A 15,310-nucleotide genomic window follows, 5' to 3' on the forward strand; every position below is an offset into this window, starting at 1 on the left:
ACGATATCCTGCAAACCGGCGCCTGATGCGCCGGTTTTTTTTCGTCTGCGAGCTACGCCTCCCGGCGCGTGCAGCGGTAAATGAGCGGCACGGCAAAGGCGTACAGCACCACCACCGACAGCCAGATGGCTCCGGGCCACCACGCCCTGAGGGCGAAATAGAGCGACGAAAAGGCCAGCGGCGCGACGATCGACGCCAGGCTGACGGTGGAGGCCAGCACCCCCTGCAGCTGCCCCTGCCGATCGGCGCCAACCTGCCGGGTGGCCAGCGACTGCAGCGCGGGCGTGCCGATCCCGCCGAGGGCGATAAGCGGCATCACCGCAAAAACAATCCAGCCCTGCTGGGCCAGAGACAGGATAATTAGCGCTATGCTGGAGCTGGCGATGCCGCAGAGAATGGCCCCGCGTTCGCCAAGCCGGCGGGTTGCCGGGCCGGGCAAAAAAGCCTGCGCCAGCGCCTGGCACACGCCGAACGCGCCCAGCGACAGGCCGACCCACAGCCCGTTCCAGCGAAACATATCCTGCCCCCACAGCGTCCAGCAGGTGCCGTAGACCTCCCCGGTGGCGCTTAAGAAGAAGAACACCAGCGCGATGCTGAGTAGCCCTTTGGCCGAGAATAGCCAGCGCATGGGTCGCAGGGGATTGAGCTCGGCGCGCGCCATTTTGCGCTTCGTCGGCGGGCGCGACTCCCTCAGGGCCAGCAGCGCCAGCAGGAAATTAGCGCCGTTCAGCACCGCGGCGACGAGGAACGGCAGGCGCAGGGCGTAATCGCCGAGCACGCCGCCGAACACCGGGCCGATGATAAATCCCGCGCCGAAGGTGGCATTGAACAGCCCGAAGCGGCCGGCGCGCTTTTCCACCGGCGTCACGTCCGTCAGCCACGCCATCGCCACCGAAAGGTTGGCGCTGGTGAGGCCGGCGATGGCCCGCCCGAGCAGCAGCAGCCAAAGGTGGCTGGCAAAGGCCATCAGCAGATAGTTGAGCGCCGCTCCGGCCAGCGAAATAAGCAGTATCGGGCGGCGGCCGAAGTTATCGCTGAGCGCGCCGAGCAGGGGGGCGAAAATAAACTGCATCAGGGCGTACAGCGCCGCCAGAATGCCGATGTAGGGGGCGATGTCGGCGGTATGGACCACCTCTTTAAGCAGCTGCGGCAGCAGCGGGAAAATCAGCCCGATGCCGACGGCATCGAGCCAGATAGTGATAAAAATGACGCTCAGGGTTCTGTTCATGGTCGGCTCAACGCGGGGCGCTACGCATAGAGGGTGTCCTGCGCGGCGGCGCGGGCGGCGTGAAAGCCGCGTTCGAGAAGGGCGAGAAAGCGCTCGCGCACGACGTCGGCGGGCTGCTCCTGCTGCTGGCGCAGCGCGTCGCCGTAGGCGATGCGCCAGCCGTTGAGCACGATGCTGGCGATCAGCTGCGCCTGCGGGTCCGCGGCGGGCTGCTGAAGGCGCGACGCAATAGCGGCGCCCAGCGCCTCGGTCAGGCGGGCAAACTGCTCAAGGGCGTAGGCCTGTAGCGACGGGCTGGCCTCAACGCCCTGCCAGAAGGTCGCCACCCGCCGATCCATTCTCATCAGCGGATGCTGCTGGCTTATCAGCTCCTGGGCCAGCGCTTCCAGCACCGCGACCGGCGTCCGTTCGGGATGCTGCCCGAAGGCCTGCCGCAGCAGCTGGTGGACTTCATCGATGCGATCGAAATAGAGCTCCTCTTTACGCGGGAAGTAGTTAAACACGGTCATTTTCGAGACGCCGGCCGCGGCGGCAATATCGGCAATGGTGACGTTATCAAAACCGTGCTGAATAAACAGTTCGGTGGCGGTGTTGGAGAGCTGCTGGCGCGTAAGGCGCTTTTTTTGCTCGCGCAGACCCTGCGCCTGCTGGTGGGTATTCACGTATTCGCTCCGTCGGGCTGGTGTGGATAATTTTATGTCGAGTAAAATATTATGATCGATATAAAATTAAGTCCAGCGCTATGATGCATAGCCGGCAGACGAGCGGGTGAGGTGAAGCGAGAAATTATGCGAGAAGTTAAGCGACAGAAGGCGGGCGGGCTGAAGGAGAGGTCAGGAGCCGAACCGCGCGGTGAACGCGGCCCGGCGTCAGGATTTAGCGGTAGACGATGCCACCATCGATGAGGATCGCCTGACCGGTAACGTAGTCAGAATCCGGGCCGGCCAGATAAGAGACCAGGCTTGCCACGTCGTCCGGGGTTTCGGCACGCCCCAGCGCGATGCCCTCCACGTATTTCTTGTAGGTTTCACCCACCGGCGCGCCGGTGATCTCGGAGAAACGCCTGTCGATCTCGGTCCACATGCCGGTACCGACAATCCCCGGGCAGTAGGCGTTTACGGTGATGCCGCGGCTGGCGTACTCTTTGGCCGCCGCCTGGGTCAGCGCGCGGACGGCAAATTTGGTGGCGGAGTAGATCCCCAGCAGAGCGAATCCATCGTGCCCGGCAATGGAGCAGGCGTTGATTATTTTACCTTTCTGCTGACGGTCGATGAATTTTTTCGCCGCGGCCTGAATACCCCACAGCGTGCCCTGGACGTTGATGCGCATGATGCGATCGACCTCTTCCGGGGTGACGTCGGCCAGCGCCTGTACCTGAGCAATCCCGGCGTTGTTCACGATAATATCGAAGCCGCCCAGCTGCTTTTCCGCTTCGTCAACCGCGGCGTAAACCTGCTCGCGGTCGGCTATATTGGCCACGAAGGTGGCCGCCTTGCGGCCCAGGGCCTCAACCTCGGCGGCGACGGCGGCAATCCCTTCCGGGTTAACGTCGACGAGCATCAGCGACGCGCCATCTTTCGCCAGACGTAAAGCAATCCCGCGGCCAATGCCCTGACCCGCGCCGGTGACCAACGCCACTTTATTTTCGATAGCCATTTCTACTCACCTTGAGCTGATTAATAAACGACGGCTGCCCGATGCGTGGCGGGCCCGGTGCGGGAAGGGCGCAGCGGACCAGGGGAGCATCAGCGGCAGAGAATGGCACTACTCTATAGCGGCGGATAGGCGTGGCCTACCCCCCAGCTGGGGGGGAATGGGGCGCGGTGATGAAAAGCTGGAGCGCGCTCGGATATCGCAGCGATACCTTGGTTCAACCGCCTCTCCTTGGGTACACTCGGGGAATGGACTGGCTGAAAAGGTAACGGCACGATGGAATTTTTGCCCGCAACGGATGACCCACTGAGTGGATGCGTTCCCGAGGAGCCTTTGGCTTTTACGCGCCAGCTGCCGCTTATCGCCACCCGCTTTACGCCGCCTCGCTCACCCGGTTCGCTGCAGCTGCGCGAGCGCCTGCTGCGGCGCCTGGACGCCGCCACCGGCAGCGCGTTGACGCTGGTGTGCGCCCCGGCCGGGTTTGGCAAAACGACCCTGCTGGCCCAGTGGTACCACCATCGCCAGCGGCAGGGGGACGCCCTGGCCTGGCTGAGCATGGATGAAGACGACGCCCCGCCGGCGCTGTTTATGCGCTATCTCCAGGCGGCGCTGGCGCCCCTGTGGCAAGGGTGGAGCCCGGCGTTTCTCCGGCCGGATGATGGCCCGACGGCCGATCTCAGGCTGTTTCTGGCGGAGCTGGTGAACCAGCTGCACCGCTGCCCGCACCCGCTGTATCTCATCATTGACGACTACCAGAATATCTCCCACCCGGCGATCCATGCCGGGCTCAGCTGGCTGCTGAACCACGCCCCGGCCGCCCTGCACCTGATTATCGGCAGCCGCTGCCAGCCGGCTCTGGAACTCGGCCGGCTGCAGATACAGGATCAGCTGGTGGAGGTGGACGATAGCGAGCTGCGCTTTAACGTCGGCGAAGCCAGCGCCTATTTTGCCGCCGCGCTGGCGCCGGGATTCAGCCAGCAGGAGATCCCCCGGCTGCTGGCCCTGACGGAGGGCTGGGTAGCGGGGATGAAAATGGCCACCTTATCCGGCGGCCCCGCGCACTCCCACCCGGCGGCGGGCGGGCTGAACGCCGGCTCGCGCTCGATCGCCCGCTACCTTGACGAAGTCATTTTTGCCCCCTTGCCCGCCGAGGTGTTCGATTTTCTCCTGCAAACGTCGGTGCTCAACCGACTGCATCCGGCGCTATGCGACGCCGTCACCGGCCAGTCTAACGGCGAAGCGATGCTGGCATGGATTGCGCAGCGCAACCTGTTTCTTTCCGCCCTCGACGCGGGCGGGCTGTGGTTTCGCTACCATCCGCTGATGCGCGACGCGCTGCTTTCTCGCCTGCAGCGCGGCGGCAAGGAGGAGATTCGCCGGCTGCACGAGCGCGCCGGCGCCTGGTTCGCCGGGCAGCAGCTGTGGGCGGAGGCGATCCGCCACGCCCTCGCCGCCGGTAAGGGCGGCGCCGGGCACGCGGAGGCCGGGGCGCAGTCGCTGGCGGAAGAGGGGGACATCGACACGATGGTGCGCTGGATCCGCTATCTGCCGGCGGACTTCGACCCTTCGCGCATCGATCTGCAGATTAACCTCGCCTGGGCGCTGGCGCACCGCTTTCGCTTTCAGGATGCCCGCCAGCTGCTGGACGCGCTCGAAGCCCTGGCGGCGGCCAGCGGCGAAGCACTAGCCCACAGCTCGTGGGTCAAGCTGCGCGTGGTGCGGGCGATTTGCGAAGCCTTTGCCGAGAATATTCCGCAGAGCGTTGCCATCGTCGAGCCCCTGCTGCGGGAGGTGCCCTGCGGCGACGTGTGGGTTGATGGCCTGGTGTGCAACATTCTCAGCTACTGCCATCTGGCCAACTCCCGGCCGCAGCAGGCGCTGGACGTGCAGCAGCGGGTATCGGGGGAACGCGAGGCCAGCCGCAATCTGTTCGTCGGCGTGTACCGGGCCTTCGTTATGGCCCAGGGATACCTGCGTCAGGGCAATCTGGCGGAGGCCGAGCGTCAGGCCAGCCGGGCGCTGGAGGCTGCGGAACGGCAGACCGGCGCCCGCTCCAGCAGCGGCGCGACACTGGCGCCGATTCTCGCCGAAATCGCCTGGGAGCAGGGAGAGACGCAGCGCATTGACGCTCTGCTGACGCTGCGCCTGGAGACGATCGATGATTTTTGCCCGCCGGACGGCTTTAGCCGCTGCTATATCGTGCTGGCGAGGCGGGCGCGGCTCGACGCCCGCCCGGAGGACGCGGAGTCCCTGCTGCTGCACGCCGAAGGGCTGGCGGCTCAGCGCGGATGGCTGCGGGCGCAGGCGCCGCTGCTGGCCGAGCGAATCAGCCAACTGCTGCAGGACGGCGACGCCTCCGCTGCCGAAGCGCTGCTCTCCCGGCTGCAGGCGCTGGCCGGCGACGCGGACAAAAGCGACGTGGCGCACGCCTCGCTGGCTTTAAGCCACAGTCGGGTGCTGATGGCTCAAGGGGAAGCGATGGCGGCGGCGCGGCGGCTCGATGCGCTGGCGACCGCCGAGGAGCGCTGCGGGGAGTGGCTGTTCGCCGTGCGCCTGCGGCTGCTGCAGGCCGGGGCCCTGTGGCTGGCGAATGCCCGGGAGGAGGCCGTGGCGGTCGGCGTTCCCGCCCTGCGGCGGGCTATTCGTCAGAAGCTGCTGCGCAGCATTCTGGACGGCGGCCCGGCGCTGGCGTCTCTACTGCAGCTGATCGCCAGGCGCGGCGCGGCGGGGGCGGAGTTCAGCGCCGATTTGACACAGCTGCTGGCGCAGTTTGCCGTCGCTGGGATCTCGCTCAGCGCCGCGCCGCCGGACGTACGCCTAACCGAGCGGGAGCGGCAAACCCTGCGCCTGATTGCCGAAGGCTACTCGAATAAGGGGATGGCGCGGGAGCTGGGGATTTCGGCGGAGACCGTCAAATGGCACCTCAAGCAGCTGTACGAAAAGCTGCAGGTCAGCGGCCGTATTCAGGCGCTCAACCAGGCGCGCGAATGGCAGCTGCTAAGCTAGGTGCGCCGTCATGTGCGCGGGGCCGCCGGATTTATGGCTGCTGGCCCACTTCCGCCAGCGGGCTGCGGTAGTCGCCGCCCAGCGCTTTGATCAGCGTAACGTCGGTGCTCAGGCGCTGGGCCTGGATATCCAGCAGCATCAGCTGCTGGGCGATGGCCGACCGACGCGCTTCCTGGGCGGCGTAATAGCTGACCAGCCCCCGCCGGTAGTGCGCGCTGGCGCTGTGGGTGGTGGCCATCGCCGCCGTCACCTTCAGCTGCTGGAGCGCCGCCTGCTGGTTGAGATCGTTGAGCTGGCTCGAGCTTATCGCCACGTCGCGAACGGCGTCGAGCACCGCCTGATTGTACTGCTTAATCAGGATATTGCTGGCGGTGCGCACCGATTTCAAATTGGCGTTCAGACGGCCGCCGTCGAAGATCGGCAGATAGAGGCCGGGCAGCAGGTTGATCTGCTGGAAGGTCGATTTAAACAGATCCCCGACGCTCAGCGCGTTATATCCCCAGAAGGCCTTGATATCGAAGTGCGGGTAAAACGCCGCCTTCGCCGCATCGACCTGGCTTAAAGAGGCGGTGACGTAGCCGCGCAGCGCCTGCAGGTCCGGGCGACGGGCCAGCAGCTCGAAGGAGAGCGAGTCGGGGAGCGTTTCCTGCAGCGCCGGCAGCGGCGCCGGGTGGATCTCCGGCATGCTGTGCGCGTCGGCGCCGATCAGCGCGCGCAGGGTTTCGCGATACTGGGTCAGGGCGCCTTTGGCGGCAATGGTCTGCTGCTGCGCCGCCAGCAGCTCGGCTTGGGCGTTGGCGATATCGACGCTATCCTCCACGCCCCGGCGGGTGCGGTGCTCGTGGGCCTGCACCGACAGGCGGGCAATCTCTTCCAGCTGCTCGAGCAGCGTAATTTTCTGGAAGGTGGCCTGCATCGCGAAGTACAGCTGGGCTACGCTGCTGGCGAGATCCAGCTCGATACCGGCGGTTTCCGCCTGGCGCGCGTTCTTCTCGCCGATGGCCGCCGCGACGTGGGCGCGGTCGGCGCCCCAGAGATCGATATTCAGCGTGGCGCCGACCCCCACCGTATTCAGGGTATACCAGGGGCCGTTTTTATCGACCGGCAGGGAGTAGGAGTAGGGCCAGGTGAACTGCCTGTTGGTCACCCGCAGACGGTTTTGCGCCGCCACCGCGGTGGCCTGCACGCCCAGTGCCGACTGCGCCAGCTCAACGGTGGACTGGGACTGCGAAATGCGCAGCCGGGCGGCCTGCATGGTCGGGGAGTTCTGCAGGGCGCGGTTCACCAGCATGTTGAGCTGGGCGTCGTCATAGCCTTCCCACCATCTGGCCGTCGGCCAGCCGCTGTTCGCCAGATGAATCACCTGCGCGAGCTCGGCCTGCTGCGGGTTGACTATCCTGACCTGCGCCGGGTCGTCCTGAATCAGCGCGCACCCGGCGAGCAGGACGACGGCGAGGGGTGAGTAGCGCAGGTAGCGTGCTGCGGTGTCCATTTTTCTCATGACTTATCTGCCTGTCGCGGAGTAGCTGAAGGTGCGGACGACCACGTCGGTAGCGTCGTCAGTAGTGTCGCCAGCGGCGGCCCAAATGGGTTGTGCGGATCCGGCTGCACTCCGTGGGGCAGCGCTGGCGCGGGCCGCTGGCGCTCGATATCCTCGGCGTAGGCCTGGAGCTGCCCGGCGCTGCGGCGCAGGAAATCATCGCCCGGCGCGGCGTACAGCCGGTAGCCTTCGCTCAGCCGCACGATCTCCTGGGCCTGAAGCCAGGTCGCTTTGACCGGCCAGGTTTTGGTCTCCGGATGCGGATGGGCCCAGGCGTTGAGCGGCTCGGCCGCCACCCGATGCATCAGGGTTTCGGCGCCGTTCAGGGAGTGAAACAGCGGCACCAGCCTGACCTCATCATCCCCGGCGCGCAGGTAGTCCGCAATCTGCCGGTAGAGCCGCGCGAGGCGAGATTTAAGCGGCAGGGCTTCGCTATCCGGCCACAGGTAGAGGTGCACAATCGACGACACCAGCACCCCGAGCAGGATGCCGATAACCCGATCGCGCAGCTCGGTGAGATTGGCCAGCGGCCCGAACCAGTTGAGGAACGCCAGCGAAAAGGTAAAGCCAATCTGGATCCCGGCGTAGGCGATGCGCTCCGAGCCGGCCGCAATCCACGCCGACAGCGCCATTACCGGTAGGGCCATCGCCAGCAGCCCGACGATGGACTCGGTATGCGGCTGAACGTAGACGATCATCAGCAGCGCCAGCAGGGTGGCGAGCAGGGCGCCGCCGATACGCAGCCAGGTTTTCTGCAGGGTCGCCCCCAGCCCCGGCTGGGCGACAATCACGCAGCTCAGCATAATCGTATGAATGCCCTGCCAGTCGGCGGCGGTGTAAAAAACATAGCACAGCAGGGTCGCGAGCAGCGTTTTGAGGGCGAAGTGCAGATAGTCCGGGTTGCTCCAGGCATCGGGCAGCAGCAGCGGGGCCTTTTCCTCTTCCCCTGCCGGCAGCGCAACCGCTTCGCCGCGGGCCAGTTTGCCCAGAGTGGCGGCCATCTCCTGGAGGATCACGCCGTTGGCGCTATCCCGGGCGACGATCTCCGGCCGCGCGGGCAGCGCGTCGGCGTGCAGGCTTTCGGCCAGCGCCGAGAGCGCGGCGGCAAGCTGCTGGCGCTCGGCGGGATGGTCGTCCCCCGGCTGAAGCAGCGCCGCCAGGTGGTAGCAGTGCAGCGCGGCGGCCATCAGCGATTGCCACCCCTGCGGGTCGGCGGCAATCTCCGGGCTGGAGCGGGCGGCCTGCTTATAGAGGGCGCTTAGCTGAGCGAAGCTTTCGGCAACCTCTTTAAACGTCGGCTGGTCTTTCAGATCGCCCGGCTGGACGAGCAGCCGCGCGACCTGGCGCAGCTGCCCGACGATCCGCGCCTTGAGCTGATAGCCGGGAAACGCCTGCTGGAAGCAGGCGTTAACCAGCAGCGTGACCACAATGGCGGTGTTAATGACCACCCACAGCCACAGCAGCAGGCGCACCAGAATCTCGCTTTGGCTGGTCATCGACGGGAAGGTTTGCGCGTAGATCACCACCAGCGCCACCACGAAGAAGGCCATCCCCAGCTTGCCCAGCACCCGCATCAGGTAGATCGCGCCGAAAAACAGGAATACCGAGGCCACCAGGCGGATCAGCGGATAATCATAGGTCCATTTGATGATCAGCAGCACGGAGCCCAGCGCCACGCTGACGGTGATAAAAAACACCACGCTCACCAGCTTGATCATCAGCACGTTCGGCTGGCTGACGTAAAACACCACGATCAGCGCGACGGCCAGAAAGGGGATCTGCAGGGTCATAAACAGGACGATCAGCACCGCGCAGCTCAGCGTCAGGCGCAGGGTATAGTTGGCCCGCCCCGGCGCGTCGCGGAGTTCCCGGCTCAGGAACGACCAGAAGTTCTGCATGCCGCCCCCTTACTGCGGCTGAAGCACGGCGCTGGCGGAGGCGCCCATGCGGAACAGTTCAGGATCGGGATCTTTAACGGCGATCTTCACCGGGAAGCGCTGGGAAACGTGGACCCAGTTGATGCTCTTCTGAATAATCGGCAGCCCTTCAATCACGCTCCCGCCTTCCGGCAGCACCCCGGAGCCCACGGAGTCCACCACCCCGGCGAAGGATTTGTCGTGGTTGGTCATCACGGTGACCCGCGCCGGAACGCCCGGGCGGACGTTTTTCAGGTCGGTTTCGCGGAAGTTGGCGATCACGTACCAGCGGTCGTCATCCATTAAGGTAAACACCGGCTTGAGCGCCGAGGCGTACTGGCCGACGGTGGTTTTCAGCGCCACCACCACGCCGTTGAAGGGGGCGCGGACTTCGGTAAACTCGAGATGCAGCTCCGCCAGCGCAATCTGCGCCAGAATCCCCGAGCGCTGGGCAACCATCGCGTCTACGCCGGAGACGGCGGCAGAGGCCTGCTTCGCCTGCAGCAGCGTCGCCTGTAGTTCGGCGCGGGCGGCCTTCTCCGCGGTTCGCGCCTGATCGAGATCTTCCTGCGAGGCGAAGCCCTGAGGCACCAGCGGCTCGAGGCGGGTGCGGGAAGAGGTGGTCTGCTTAACCAGCGCCCTGGCGCGCTCTACGGCGGCGGCCACCGACTGGGCGTTGTACTCCTGGGCCTTAACCGTGCGCTGGGTCAGCATGATCTGCGCGTCCAGCGTGGTCAGCCTGGCTTTGGCGTCGTCGAGCATCGCCTGGTAGGGACGCGGATCGATGCGGAACAGCAGATCGCCTTTCTTCACCCGCTGGTTGTCGCGGATTGGCATATCGACGATCCGCCCGCTCACCTCCGGCACCACGTCAATGGTGTCGGTATAGACGTAGGCGTCGTTGGTGGCCGGCGAGGTCTGGAGCTGCCAGATAACCACAATAAGCGCCACGATCGCGGCGAGGACGAGGGCCAGCAGGGGCCACTTTTTCCGTAATACGCTTGGGCTGGAGTTTGTCATAGCGGCTTAGTTAACAAAGAAAAGGAACCACAGGATTGTGGCGAACAGGAACATCAGCGCCAGGTAGCTGAAGACCAGCGGCGAAAATCGCGGCTGCCAGCCCCGGCGGACGATCAGGATATGGCAGGGAATGAGTAAAAATACGCCGCCCAATAAACAGAAGAACCAGCCGGGAAATGCGGCGCCTAATACCGGGATCGCCGGCGATAAAGAGCAGCCGGAAATGAAAGGCGCGGCTAATAATAGTGCCGGAGGGGCCAGCTTTACTATTCGATTCAAGGGAGGGCTCCTGAGCGCTCATATCATGTGGAATCAGTTTAATCTCACTGCGTGCAATCAGGAAGACTCAAGACCGATATTTCTGCCGTCGGTTGAGACCGGGTTTTACAAAGCGGGTGAATATAAACGCATTTATTTTGCGTTAATAGCGGAGGCGGCGACGAAATAGGGGCGGAGGGTTTCTGCCGTTGTCCGTAGTCAGCGTCTTCCGCCAGGGCTATGCTTAAGCCTGAAAAATAAAAATAGTGGGGCAATGTCATGGATAAGCAGCTACAGGACGCGGGTTTCGCGTCTACAGCGGAGAGAAAATCGATGTCTATTTCAATACGCAAATCTGCCAGCACTCGGGAAATTGCGTACGCGGTAGCGGAAAGCTCTTCAATCTGAAACGTAAGCCGTGGATCGCGCCGGACGAGGTGGATGTTGCTACGGTCGTGCGCGTCATCGATACCTGCCCGAGCGGCGCCCTGAAGTATCGCCAAAAATAAGTGAGGACGTGATGGAAATACTGGAAGGCCATAATAAGTTTTACGTCAATGACGCCGAGGGTAATCAGGTCGCCGAAATTGTCTTTGTCCCCACCGGAGAGCATCTCAGCATTATTGAACATACCGACGTCGACGCGAGCCTGAAAGGGCAGGGCGTGGGTAAAAAGCTGGTGGCGAAGGTGGTGGAAAAAATGCGCGGCGAGCAGCGTAAAATTATCCCGCTATGCCCGTTTGCTAAACACGAGTTTGATAATACCCGCGAATATGATGATATCCGCGCCTGATATAAATACGCCGGCTTGCGCCGGCGCTAAATTTTAGAGGATGAAGGAAGGCGCGCTTGCCGCATTCGGGATCTATTTTCAGCCGCTTATTTGGTTTACAAAAAGCGTAATCTGAATTTTCTGGAACCCTGCGCGCAGGCTTATTTCGGCTGCGCGTTTCCGGCTTAGCGCATAAAGCACGCGGCATCTGCTGGTATCAGGTCGCACTTTCGTTTTCCAGCCTCTGCCTTTTACGCAAATGCGGGAAAATGGTCATCCATACCGCCACCACCACCAGCGTGCCGATCCCGCCAAGCGCCGCGGCCGGCACCGCGCCCATCCACGCCGCCAGCAGGCCGGACTCAAACTCGCCGAGCTGGTTCGAAGTATTGATGAAGATGGCGTTCACCGCGTTCACCCGGCCGCGCATATCGTCCGGCGTATCAAGCTGCACCAGCGCGCCGCGAATGACCATGCTCACCATATCGAACCCGCCCAGCGCGGCCAGCGCCACGAGGGAGAGCCACAGCTTCGTCGAGAGGGCAAACAGCAGAGTCGCCAGGCCAAAGCCGGCCACCGAGGCGAACATGATCATGCCGACGTTTCTCTCCAGCTTGTTGCGGCTGAGCCAGACGCCCACCAGCAGGGCGCCGACCGACGGGGCACCGCGCAGCATCCCCAGCCCCCACGGGCCGGTATGCAAAATATCCTGGGCGAAGATCGGCAGCAGCGCCGTCGCCCCGCCGAGGAGCACGGCAAACAGATCGAGCGAGATCACGCCCAGAACGTCTTTTCTCTCACGGATAAAATGCACGCCGGCAAACAGGTTCTTGAGGTTCATCGGCAGGCGGGTTTGCGGCGGCCGCTCGTAGCGCAGCTGGCTCACCAGCACAATCGAGAACAGATAGAACAGGGCGGAGACGCCGTACACCACCTCCGGACCGGCGACGTACAGCAGGCCGCCCAGGGTTGGGCCGACGATCACCGCCGCCTGTCCTCCGACGGAGCTGGCCGCCATCGCGCGGGCGAGGATCGGCGGCGGCACCAGCGCCGGCAGCATCGAGGTGATCGCCGGCCACTCGAGGGCTTTCGCCACCGAGATTAAGAAGACCAGCCCCCAAATCTCAACTTTGTCCGCCCAGTGCAGCAGCGTCAGCGCCACCAGGCCGAGTAGCGCCGCCCATTCGATGAGCTGGCCTAACAGCACAATGCGCCGGCGATCGAACTGATCCGCGAGGTGTCCGGCGGGCAGGGCCAGCAGCACGGAGGGGAGGAACTGCATCAGGCCGATCATCCCCAGCGCCATCGCGCTGTGGGTGATGGCGTAAATTTGCCAGCTAACGGCAACCGAAAACATCTGAAAGCCAAACGATGAACAGGTGCGCGCCAGCCAAAAGGTGACGAACGACCTGTGCCGCAGCAGCGAATCGTCCGCTGCGGATACCAGTGAACCCATAGTCCTATCCCATTCAAAACCCATGTTCCGGCCGGCATCGAGGCGCTGACCCGGTGAGCAGCCCGTAACGGGCTCTTGTTATCTTTTTTTGCACATTGCAGAGTGCGGTATCTTGTCCGTGCGGACAGTGGCGAGGCGTGCGCTTAGCATGCGGTTGATTATCTTAAATGGGTTTCAGCATGCGTGTCTAAGTATTCGCCGTTTTGCCCGGCGGCTCGGGCTTAGCGCGCCGGGTCAGTTCATCGATCAGAGCTCGCAGGGCGGGTGAAACGTGACGATGGCCGGAATAGTAAAGGCAAAGTCCGGGATACGCCGGACACCACTCCTCTAAAACCCGTTCAAGACGGCCGTCGCGCAATGCGTCCATGGCAAGGTGATCGGGTACAAAGGCGATCCCTATTCCATCGATCGCCGCCTCCACCATTATGGGCTGATCGCTCAACGTCAGCGGCCCCGTGACGTTAATCTTTTCAATTAATCCTTTACGTTCAAACTCCCAGCGATAGATCGCCCCGCTGTCAAAGCGAAAACGTATGCAATCGTGGTGATAAAGATCCTGCGGAACGGCGGGGCGCCCGCGGCGCTTGAAATAATCGGGCGAGGCGATAGCGGCGAAACGGACCGGCCCCATGAGTGAAATCGCCACCATATCCTTTGGCACCGCCTCGGCCAGACGGATGCCGGCATCGAAGCCGTCGGCAACGATATCGCTGAGTCTGCCATCGCTAACGATATCGAGGTGAATGCCGGGATAGCGCGCCAGAAAGCCGGCCAGGATGGGTTTCAGGATCAGGCGAATGGCGCCCTCGCTGGCGTTAATCCGCACCGTTCCAGTGGGAGTCTGGTCATGTGAATCGAGTTCCTGCAGCGCATCGCTAATCGCATCCATTGCCGGACGTAATTTGGCAACCAGGCGCTCTCCCGCCTCGGTCAGCGAAACGCTGCGCGTGGTCCGATGAAAAAGCCGGACGTTCAGCCGCTTTTCAAGAGCCTTGATCGAATGGCTGATAGCCGACGGCGTCATGTTCAGCTGGATCGCCGCCGCACGGAAGCTGCGGTTAACCGCGACGGCCAGAAAAGCGGTAAAGGCTGAAAAGTCAGCGCCCTTCAATTGGTGAATATCTTTCATCATCACATCAAAAATTGCGTGGATTGTTTTGATAATCCACGAACCATAGACTCGAAATAGCAGGAACTCAACATGCTTCGTTAACTTTGCGTTTCCCATTAACGGTAACCGCGCGCCCGTCAAGCGCGAACCTGCTTCCCTCATCAACGACCAGTGAAATAAGGATAACCAAATGAAAATGAAAGCGATTGTTATGACCGGCGCCAACCAGCCGTGGGAAGTCCAGGAGCTTCCTGTCCCTAAGGTCGAGCCCGGGCAGGTGCTGGTAAAAGTGCATGCTTCAGGCATGTGCTACACCGACGTGTGGGCAACGCAGGGGTATGGGGGCGATATTTATCCGCAAACTCCGGGTCATGAAGTTGTCGGGGAGGTTGTCGAAGTTGGGGCCGGGGTCCACACGCGCGTGGTGGGGGATCGCGTGGGTACCACCTGGGTGCAATCGTCCTGCGGCCGCTGCCCATACTGTCGTGAAAACCGGCCGTTGACGGGCCAGACGGCGATGAACTGCGTTCAGCCGCGTACCACCGGCTTTGCCGCGCAGGGAGGCCACGCGGAATATATTACGATTGCGGCTGAAGGAACCGTGCTTCTGCCCGACGGGCTGGATTACGTCGATGCGGCGCCCATGATGTGCGCAGGCTATACCACCTGGAGCGGTCTACGCGATGCCGCGCCGCAGCCCCGTGAGAAGGTGGCGATTGTCGGCATCGGCGGGCTGGGGCATGTCGCGCTACAGCTCTCCCGCGCCTGCGGGTTTGAAACTATTGCCGTTACCCATTCAGCGGACAAGCATTCGCTGGCTCGCCAGCTGGGGGCCGACCATGTAGTGGCGAACGGGAAAGCGCTGCGGGAAATGGGCGGCGCGGACGTGCTGCTGGTCACCACCAACCACTTCAATGTGGCTGAGGATGCGCTCACCGGTCTGAGGGCCGACGGCAGGGTGGTGCTTTGCGGACTTGATTTTAACCGGCCGTTTTCGATCTCCTCAGAAGGCGTGCCGTTTCACATGATGCGCCAGCGCGTCATCGGCTCAACGCATGGCGGGCAGCACTACCTGAGCGAGGTGCTCGATCTGGCGGCAAAAGGTAAAGTGAAGCCGATCGTGGAGACATTTTCGCTGGATCAGGCTGCGGAAGCCTACGAGCGCCTGGCCTCCGGCAAGATGCGCTTCCGGGGCGTGTTTACGCCCGCGCGCTGATGCGGACGAAGGCGCTATTTACCGCGCGAGAGCGGAGCTGAAAGGGGGGCATTATTGCCCCCGCAGCCGGCCGCTCCGGGGTTGAGGCTGAGGAAACTTTTAAGGGGAATGGGGAACGCGGGGCAGCGGATAGC

At 63.3% G+C, this 15,310-nt stretch carries 12 protein-coding genes and 1 pseudogene; 4 read left to right on the forward strand and 9 right to left on the reverse strand.

Features of this window, described 5'->3' with window-relative positions:
- Positions 1-52: 52 nt before the first annotated feature.
- The 3 genes from AC1M2H_RS04890 to AC1M2H_RS04900 form a co-directional block, all read right to left on the reverse strand.
- On the reverse strand, positions 53-1,228 hold the full coding sequence (locus AC1M2H_RS04890; RefSeq protein WP_480150517.1) for a TCR/Tet family MFS transporter: 1,176 nt from the start codon (positions 1,226-1,228) through the stop codon (positions 53-55).
- 20 nt (positions 1,229-1,248) lie between these two features.
- Complete coding sequence (locus AC1M2H_RS04895) at positions 1,249-1,890, reverse strand: TetR/AcrR family transcriptional regulator (protein ID WP_480150518.1); 642 nt, start codon at positions 1,888-1,890, stop codon at positions 1,249-1,251.
- A gap of 214 nt (positions 1,891-2,104) precedes the next feature.
- Entirely contained in the window at positions 2,105-2,884 is a 780-nt protein-coding gene (locus AC1M2H_RS04900) for an acetoin reductase (protein WP_480150519.1), read from the reverse strand.
- A 273-nt stretch (positions 2,885-3,157) separates the two neighbouring features.
- Here AC1M2H_RS04900 and AC1M2H_RS04905 point away from each other — a divergent pair, with 273 nt between their 5' ends.
- Positions 3,158-5,887 (forward strand): winged helix-turn-helix domain-containing protein, encoded by a 2,730-nt coding sequence (locus AC1M2H_RS04905; protein WP_480150520.1) that lies wholly within the window; start codon positions 3,158-3,160, stop codon positions 5,885-5,887.
- A gap of 31 nt (positions 5,888-5,918) precedes the next feature.
- Here AC1M2H_RS04905 and AC1M2H_RS04910 read toward each other — a convergent pair whose 3' ends face one another.
- Genes AC1M2H_RS04910 through AC1M2H_RS04925 form a run of 4 tightly spaced genes read right to left on the reverse strand, consistent with a single transcriptional unit; the run spans position 5,919 to position 10,642 of the window.
- Positions 5,919-7,388, reverse strand: a complete 1,470-nt coding sequence (locus AC1M2H_RS04910; protein WP_480150521.1) for an MdtP family multidrug efflux transporter outer membrane subunit — start codon at positions 7,386-7,388, stop codon at positions 5,919-5,921.
- A complete protein-coding gene (locus tag AC1M2H_RS04915; protein ID WP_480150522.1) occupies positions 7,385-9,325 on the reverse strand; it encodes an FUSC family protein in 1,941 nt (646 codons plus the stop codon). Before AC1M2H_RS04915 ends, AC1M2H_RS04910 begins: the two co-directional genes overlap by 4 nt.
- Positions 9,326-9,334: 9 nt before the next feature.
- Positions 9,335-10,363, reverse strand: a complete 1,029-nt coding sequence (mdtN, locus tag AC1M2H_RS04920) for a multidrug transporter subunit MdtN (protein WP_480150523.1) — start codon at positions 10,361-10,363, stop codon at positions 9,335-9,337.
- A 6-nt stretch (positions 10,364-10,369) separates the two neighbouring features.
- Complete coding sequence (locus AC1M2H_RS04925; RefSeq protein ID WP_480150524.1) at positions 10,370-10,642, reverse strand: YtcA family lipoprotein; 273 nt, start codon at positions 10,640-10,642, stop codon at positions 10,370-10,372.
- Between the two features lie 258 nt (positions 10,643-10,900).
- On the opposite strand from AC1M2H_RS04925, the pseudogene yjdI reads away from it, so the two are divergent.
- Both yjdI and AC1M2H_RS04935 read left to right on the forward strand, forming a co-directional pair.
- Positions 10,901-11,130, forward strand: a pseudogene (gene yjdI / locus AC1M2H_RS04930) (4Fe-4S mono-cluster protein YjdI).
- Positions 11,131-11,141: 11 nt separating this feature from the next.
- Positions 11,142-11,414: a GNAT family N-acetyltransferase gene (locus tag AC1M2H_RS04935; protein WP_480151842.1), complete on the forward strand. Its 273-nt coding sequence runs from the start codon at positions 11,142-11,144 to the stop codon at positions 11,412-11,414.
- Between the two features lie 196 nt (positions 11,415-11,610).
- On the opposite strand, the gene AC1M2H_RS04940 is transcribed toward AC1M2H_RS04935, so the two are convergent.
- Together AC1M2H_RS04940 and AC1M2H_RS04945 are read right to left on the reverse strand one after the other, a co-directional pair.
- Positions 11,611-12,849, reverse strand: a complete 1,239-nt coding sequence (locus AC1M2H_RS04940) for an MFS transporter (RefSeq protein ID WP_480150525.1) — start codon at positions 12,847-12,849, stop codon at positions 11,611-11,613.
- 187 nt (positions 12,850-13,036) lie between these two features.
- On the reverse strand, positions 13,037-13,978 hold the full coding sequence (locus tag AC1M2H_RS04945) for a LysR family transcriptional regulator (protein ID WP_480151843.1): 942 nt from the start codon (positions 13,976-13,978) through the stop codon (positions 13,037-13,039).
- 178 nt (positions 13,979-14,156) lie between these two features.
- Between AC1M2H_RS04945 and AC1M2H_RS04950 the strand changes: the two genes are divergently transcribed.
- Positions 14,157-15,176: an alcohol dehydrogenase catalytic domain-containing protein gene (locus AC1M2H_RS04950; protein ID WP_480150526.1), complete on the forward strand. Its 1,020-nt coding sequence runs from the start codon at positions 14,157-14,159 to the stop codon at positions 15,174-15,176.
- Positions 15,177-15,310: the final 134 nt, after the last annotated feature.

It is taken from the genome of Klebsiella sp. F11, from assembly GCF_056712265.1.

Excerpts from the sequence above, each read along its gene's own strand:
- AC1M2H_RS04890 (WP_480150517.1), bottom strand. The coding sequence starts at position 1,228 with ATGAACAGAACCCTGAGCGTCATTTTTATCACTATCTGGCTCGATGCC.
- AC1M2H_RS04900 (WP_480150519.1), bottom strand. The coding sequence starts at position 2,884 with ATGGCTATCGAAAATAAAGTGGCGTTGGTCACCGGCGCGGGTCAGGGC.
- AC1M2H_RS04905 (WP_480150520.1), top strand. The coding sequence starts at position 3,158 with ATGGAATTTTTGCCCGCAACGGATGACCCACTGAGTGGATGCGTTCCC.
- AC1M2H_RS04910 (WP_480150521.1), bottom strand. The coding sequence starts at position 7,388 with ATGAGAAAAATGGACACCGCAGCACGCTACCTGCGCTACTCACCCCTC.
- AC1M2H_RS04915 (WP_480150522.1), bottom strand. The coding sequence starts at position 9,325 with ATGCAGAACTTCTGGTCGTTCCTGAGCCGGGAACTCCGCGACGCGCCG.
- mdtN (WP_480150523.1), bottom strand. The coding sequence starts at position 10,363 with ATGACAAACTCCAGCCCAAGCGTATTACGGAAAAAGTGGCCCCTGCTG.
- AC1M2H_RS04935 (WP_480151842.1), top strand. The coding sequence starts at position 11,142 with ATGGAAATACTGGAAGGCCATAATAAGTTTTACGTCAATGACGCCGAG.
- AC1M2H_RS04940 (WP_480150525.1), bottom strand. The coding sequence starts at position 12,849 with ATGGGTTCACTGGTATCCGCAGCGGACGATTCGCTGCTGCGGCACAGG.
- AC1M2H_RS04945 (WP_480151843.1), bottom strand. The coding sequence starts at position 13,978 with ATGAAAGATATTCACCAATTGAAGGGCGCTGACTTTTCAGCCTTTACC.
- AC1M2H_RS04950 (WP_480150526.1), top strand. The coding sequence starts at position 14,157 with ATGAAAGCGATTGTTATGACCGGCGCCAACCAGCCGTGGGAAGTCCAG.